Below are 5,919 nucleotides of genomic sequence, written 5' to 3' on the forward strand. Positions count from 1 at the left end.
CGCTGCGAGCGCGGCGGCGCGCCGACGTCGGCCAGGGCGCGCGCGGCGAGCACGGTGGCGTGCCAGGTGCGGAAGTCCTTCGGTGTCGCGTCGTCGCCGAGGCGCTCCTTGACGTCGGCCTGCACGTCCGCGCTGGTGACGTCGTGCCAGTCGGCCTCGCCGTCCTCCCGCCACGCGAGCAGGTCCACGCCGCCGCGGCGGCGCTTGAGCGTCGTGACCAGGGACGCCACCACCGGGTCCTCGACGAGGACGTCGCGCAGCTGCCCCGACTTGGCGGGGTAACGGAAGTGCACGGAGCCGTCGCGCCGCACCGTGGCGTGCTCCTTGCGGATCGTCGCGAGGCCGTAGCTGCGGTGCGCCGCGGCGTAGACCTCCCCGCCGGCGCGGAAGTACGCGTCGTCGAGCAGCCGGAACGCGAGCGCCAGCACGCGGCGGCGCCCGACGCCGTCGCGGCGCAGGGCGCGCGTCACCCCGGCGCGGGCGGCGGGCAGGCGCCGTCCCACGTCGAGCACGTGGTCGTGCTTGCGGCGGGCGCGCCGCGCCTGCCACTCCTCGTGGTAGAGGTACTGGCCGCGCCCGGCGTCGTCACGACCGAACGCCTGCAGGTGGCCGTCGGCGTACCGGCAGATCCACACGTCGGTCCAGGCCGGCGGGATCGCCAGGCGGGTGCACCGCGCCACCTCGGTCTCGTCGTCCAGCGGTGCGCCCTCCGCGTCGAGGAACACCCAGCCGTCCCCCTTCGCGCGGCGGGAGTAGCCGGGGGAGGACGCGGAGACGCGGCGCAGTCGCACGCGCACAGTGTGCGGCGGCGGCACGCTCCCCGCAGCGCCTCGGCCCGTGGCGACCGACGTCAGCCGGGGAGCCGGATCATGCCCTCCTGCGCGATGCTCGCCACCAGCCGGCCCTCGCGGTCGTACACGCGGGCCAGGCCGAGGCCGCGCCCGCCCTGCGCGCCGGGCGACTCCTGGACGTACAGCAGCCAGTCGTCGGCGCGCGCGTCGCGGTGGAACCACATGGCGTGGTCGAGGCTCGCCATCGGCACCGCGCCGCCGACGTCGATCCACGACCTCCCGGCCTGGCGCAGCACGGGCTCGAGCATGACCTGGTCGCAGGCGAACGCGAGCAGGGCACGGTGCAGCAGCGGGTCGTCGGACGCGATCGCGTGCCGGGCGCGCACCCACACCTGCTGGGTGGGCTTCGGCTCCGGGTCGGGGCCCAGGTACAGCGAGCCGCCGACGTGCCGCAGGTCGAACGCGGACTCGTGCGACCAGAACTTCGCGGCCGGGTGGTCGATGCCGTCGAGCACCTCGATCGCGGACGGGACGTCCTCCGGCGCCGGGACGCCGGGCGGCGCCGGCTCCGCGGCCTCGTAGCCGGGCTGGTCGGTCTGGAACGACACCGTCAGCGACAGGATCGGCTTGCCGTGCTGGATGGCGTGCGTGCGCCGCGCGCTGAACGACCGGCCGTCTCGCAGCCGCTCCACGGCGAAGTCGATGGGGGTGTCCAGGGCTCCCTCGCGCAGGAAGTAGGCGTGCAGCGAGTGGGGCAGCCGGTCCTCGTCCACCGTGCGCCCGCAGGCGAGCAGGGCCTGGGCCAGCACCTGGCCGCCGTACACGCGACGGCCGGGGCCGGGCACGCTGTCGCCGCGCCACAGGTCGTCCTCGCCGCGCGGCCCCCAGCCCTCGACCTCGCGCAGGTCGAGGGCCGACAGCAGGCGGTCCAGGGCGTCGGGGATGCCCGCGGCGGCGGGCGTGGTGGTGGACGTCTCGCTCACACGCACTCCAGGTCGGTTCGCAGGGTGGGTCGCGGGGAGGGCCGCGGGGGTCGCGGCGGGGTCACTCGTCGAACGTGTTGATCATGCTGTACGCCGCGCGCTCCAGGTAGTCCCACAGCTGGGACTCGTGGATCGGCGCCAGGTCCAGCGCGTCGACGGCGACGCGCATGTGCGCCAGCCAGCGGTCGCGGGCGTCGGGGTTGACCTTGAACGGCGCGTGCCGCATGCGCAGGCGCGGGTGGCCCCGCTGCTGGCTGTACGTCGTCGGGCCGCCCCAGTACTGCTCGAGGAACAGCGTGAGCCGCACCTTCGCCGGCCCGAGGTCCTCCTCCGGGTACATGGGGCGCAGCACCTCGTCCGTGGCGACGCCCTCGTAGAACACGTCGACGAGGCGCTCGAACGTGGCGTGCCCGCCGACGGCGTCGTAGAACGACGCGGGTGAAGTCTGGTCCGTCACCGGGCCATCCTCCCAGACACCCGCGGTGCTGCTCCTCCCGCTCGGCGCCCGGGAGCGTTAGGCTGGTCACGGACCTGCAACGACGCATTCCACGGGAGGCCCCCATGACCATCGCCCCGCACAAGGCCGACGACATCCTTGCGGCGCTCGGCGGCAGAGGGAACGTCGTCGAGCTCGAGCCCTGCATCACGCGGTTGCGGGTCGAGGTGAGCGACCCGGCCCTCGTGGACGACCAGGGGCTCAAGGCGTCGGGCGCGTTCGGCGTGGTGCGCTCCGGTCGCGTGGTCCAGGTCATCGTGGGCCCGGAGGCCGACGACCTGGCCGCTCAGATGGACCCGCTGCTCGTCTCCTGACTCAGTCGTCGGACGCCTGCTCGATCGCCACCGGCTCGGCGTCGGCCGGCGGTACGAGCACGCCCGCCGCGCGCAGCTCCGCCTGCGCGCGGCGGCGCAGCTCGCGCGAGACCTCCCACTGGTCGCCCGGCCGGGTCTGCGCGTGGAGGGTGAACGACATCGTGATGTCGTTGACGGCGTCCACGCCGCGGACCGACGGCGCCTCGAGCAGCAGCGGGGAGAGCTCCGGGTCGGCCTGCACGCCGTCGGCCGCGCGGCCGAGCGCGGCCCGCACGGTGTCGAGGTCGGCGTCCAGCGGCACCCGGACCTCCGCGACGGCCCGCGACCACTGCTGCGTCATGTTGCCGGCGCGCAGGATCTCGCCGTTGCGGACGTACCAGAGCGTGCCGTCGAAGGCGCGCACCTGCGTGACGCGCAGCTGGACCTCCTCGACCGTGCCGAGCGCGCCCGAGCCCAGGTCGACCACGTCGCCCACGCCGAACTGGTCCTCGACCAGCAGGAAGATGCCCGAGATGAAGTCCTTCACGAGGGCCTGGGCGCCGAAGCCCAGCGCGATGCCGACGACGCCGGCGGAGGCGACCAGCGGCCCCACGTTGACCTGGAGCTCCGCCAGGATCATCAGCGCGATGATGGTGCCGACCACGATGTTGGCCGTCGAGCGCAGCACCGACCCGACCGTACGCGCCCGCTGCGCGCGCCGCTGGCTGGCCAGCGGGTTCGCCATCGCGATCGCGTCCTCGACGAACGGCGTGCGCTGCAGGTAGCGGCGCCAGGCGGGGCCGCCCTCGGTGGTGGTCGTGCCCGAGCCGGTGGCGATGCGCTCCGTGACATGGCCGATCACGCGGCGCAGCAGCGCGAGGATGAGCAGCCCCACCACCAGGATGATGAGGATGTGCAGGGGCCAGCCGGTGAACCACGTCCAGAACGACGAGCCGGCGTCCGCGGCGGCTTTGATGGTGTCCTCGACGGCCGACTCGGTGGTCGTCGTGCTCGGGCTGGGGGACGGCTCCGGGGTCACCGCCGCCGGGGCAGCGGTCCGGAGCGTGGAGATCACGGGGGTCACCCGCCCACGGTAGCGAGCGGGGGCGTCGCGACGAAACGTCGGCGGGCGTGACGTCGTGCCGCGTGGGCGGACGCCCTGGTGGGACGGGGGATGGCAGGATCGTCTCCGTGAGCAAGGACCAGCCGACCACCCCGGACGACGCCCGCGACGAGACCCCGGACGACGCCCGGGGCGATACTGGCGGCCCGTCCGAGGCGGTGCACGCCGACGAGCCGAGCGCCGAGCTGCGCGAGCTCGCCGAGGCGTACGGCGTGCTCGGCGAGCACCACGGCTTCGGCGGCGAGGTGGTGGTCGCCCCGTCGTCGACCCTCGTGGCCGTGCTGGGCGCGCTGGACGTGCCGGCGGGCACGCCCCAGCAGGTGACGCACAGCCTGCAGCGGGCCCGCGACGACGAGTGGCGGGCCGTCCTGCCGCCCACGGTCGTGGTGCGCGAGGGCGACGGCGCCCAGGTCCCGGTGCACGTCACCGACGGCGCCGCCGTGCACGTCTGGCTCGAGCTGGACGGCGCGGAGCCCGCGGCGCGCGAGCACGCGGTGCGCCGCCGCCGCGACCTGGAGCAGCTCGACGTCCTCGTGGAGCCGCGCTCCGTGGACGGGCGGCGCGTGGGCCGCGCGACGTTCGCGCTGCCGGACGACCTGCCGCTGGGGTGGCACTCGCTGCACGCGCTCACCGAGGGCCACGAGTCCCGCGTCACGGTCGTCGTCACCCCGCGGCGGCTGGAGCTGCCTGCCGGGCTGGAGGACGACCAGTGGTGGGGGTTCCTCCTCCAGCTCTACTCGGTGCGCTCGCGCACGTCGTGGGGTGTGGGCGACCTGGCGGACCTCGCCGACCTGGCCTGGCTGACGGCGCACCGCGCGAGCGCGGACTTCGTCGGCGTCAACCCGCTCTCGGCGACCGAGCCCGTGACCCCGCTGACCCCCTCCCCGTACCTGCCGACGAGCCGGCGTTTCCTCAGCCCGCTGTACGTGCGGGTGGAGGACATCCCGGAGACGGCGTACCTGTCGGCGGCCGACCGCTCCCTCGTGGAGTGGGCGGCCGACCCCGTGCGCGACCTCGTGGCCGACCCCGGCGCGCTGGACCGCGACGCGGTCTGGGAGGCCAAGAAGGCGGCCCTCGAGGTGGTGTTCACCGCGCCGCGGCGCGCCGCGCGCGAGGCCGCGTACCAGGAGTTCGTCGCGGAGGAGGGCGCGGGCCTGCGCGACTTCGCCACGTGGTGCGCGATCGTCGAGCACCTCGGCTCCCGTCCGCGACCGGACGAGCTCGGGGACCCGGCGTCTCCGGCGGTCGCCGCGCTGCGCGAGCAGCTCGCCGAGCGCGTGGAGTTCTACGTGTGGCTGCAGTGGGTGGCCGACGAGCAGAAGCAGACCGCCCAGCGCGTGGCCCGCGAGGCGGGGATGCGGATCGGCATCATGCACGACCTGGCCGTCGGCGCCCACCCGCAGGGCGCGGACGCGTGGGCGCACCGCGACGTCCTCGCCCGCGGCGTCTCCGTGGGCGCCCCGCCGGACATGTACAACCAGCAGGGCCAGGCCTGGTCGCAGCCGCCGTGGAACCCGCGGGCGCTGGCGCGCGCCGGCTACGCCCCGTATCGCGACATGCTGCGTACCGTGCTGCGGCACGCCGGCGCGCTGCGGGTCGACCACGTGCTCGGCCTGTTCCGGCAGTGGTGGGTGCCCGAGGGCTCCTCGCCGGCCGACGGCGCGTACGTGCGTTACGACCACGAGGCGCTGCTCGGCATCCTGTGCCTGGAGGCGCACCGCGCGGGCGCCGTCGTCGTGGGGGAGGACCTCGGCGTCTTCGAGCCGTGGGTGCGCGACGAGCTCGCCGACCGCGGCGTGCTCGGCACCTCCGTGCTGTGGTTCGAGAAGGAGGACGGCCGCCCCCTGGAGCCCGAGAAGTACCGGCGCGCGTCGCTCGCGACGGTCGGCACGCACGACATGCCGCCCGCAGCCGGGTACCTCGCGGGGGAGCACGTCGACCTGCGCGAACGCCTCGGGCTGCTCGCCGACGACGCGCAGGAGCTGCGCGCCGCCGCCCGCACCGAGCGGGACCAGGCGGTGCTGGCCCTCGCCGTGCGTGGGCTGGTCTCCGAGCACCCGTCCGAGCGCGAGATCGTCGAGGGGCTGCACCGGTACCTGCGCAAGACGCCCGCCGCCCTCGTCGGCGTGCAGCTCACCGACGCGGTCGGCGAGCGCCGCACGCAGAACCAGCCCGGCACCGACCAGGAGTACCCGAACTGGAAGGTGCCGCTGGCCGACGGGTCGGGCAACGT

At 75.1% G+C, this 5,919-nt stretch carries 6 protein-coding genes; 2 read left to right on the forward strand and 4 right to left on the reverse strand.

All coding sequences use genetic code 11. The annotated features are described in order from the left end of the window. The 3 genes from ACFWEK_RS17880 to ACFWEK_RS17890 form a co-directional block, all read right to left on the reverse strand. The coding region (locus ACFWEK_RS17880) for a DNA topoisomerase IB (RefSeq protein ID WP_430554896.1) at positions 1-791 on the reverse strand (791 nt) is incomplete at its 3' end. A 59-nt stretch (positions 792-850) separates the two neighbouring features. Continuing rightward, positions 851-1,774 carry an acyl-CoA thioesterase gene (locus ACFWEK_RS17885; RefSeq protein ID WP_430554897.1) on the reverse strand — a complete coding sequence of 308 codons (924 nt, stop codon included), beginning with the start codon at positions 1,772-1,774 and terminating at the stop codon, positions 851-853. Positions 1,775-1,835: 61 nt separating this feature from the next. Beyond that, positions 1,836-2,231, reverse strand: coding sequence for a globin (locus ACFWEK_RS17890; RefSeq protein WP_430547188.1), 396 nt, complete (start codon positions 2,229-2,231; stop codon positions 1,836-1,838). 104 nt (positions 2,232-2,335) lie between these two features. On the opposite strand from ACFWEK_RS17890, the gene ACFWEK_RS17895 reads away from it, so the two are divergent. Then, entirely contained in the window at positions 2,336-2,584 is a 249-nt protein-coding gene (locus tag ACFWEK_RS17895) for a glucose PTS transporter subunit EIIB (RefSeq protein ID WP_430547187.1), read from the forward strand. Position 2,585: 1 nt separating this feature from the next. Here ACFWEK_RS17895 and ACFWEK_RS17900 read toward each other — a convergent pair whose 3' ends face one another. Continuing rightward, a complete protein-coding gene (locus tag ACFWEK_RS17900) occupies positions 2,586-3,647 on the reverse strand; it encodes a mechanosensitive ion channel family protein (protein WP_430554898.1) in 1,062 nt (353 codons plus the stop codon). A 197-nt stretch (positions 3,648-3,844) separates the two neighbouring features. Here ACFWEK_RS17900 and malQ point away from each other — a divergent pair. After that, on the forward strand, positions 3,845-5,919 hold a 2,075-nt coding region (gene malQ / locus ACFWEK_RS17905; protein ID WP_430554899.1), incomplete at its 3' end, for a 4-alpha-glucanotransferase.

This window comes from Isoptericola sp. NPDC060257 (genome assembly GCF_042726645.1).
In the GTDB taxonomy this organism is placed as follows: domain Bacteria; phylum Actinomycetota; class Actinomycetes; order Actinomycetales; family Cellulomonadaceae; genus Isoptericola; species Isoptericola nanjingensis.

Coding starts and splice junctions, on each gene's coding strand:
- ACFWEK_RS17895 (WP_430547187.1), top strand. CDS start 2,336: ATGACCATCGCCCCGCACAAGGCCGACGACATCCTTGCGGCGCTCGGC.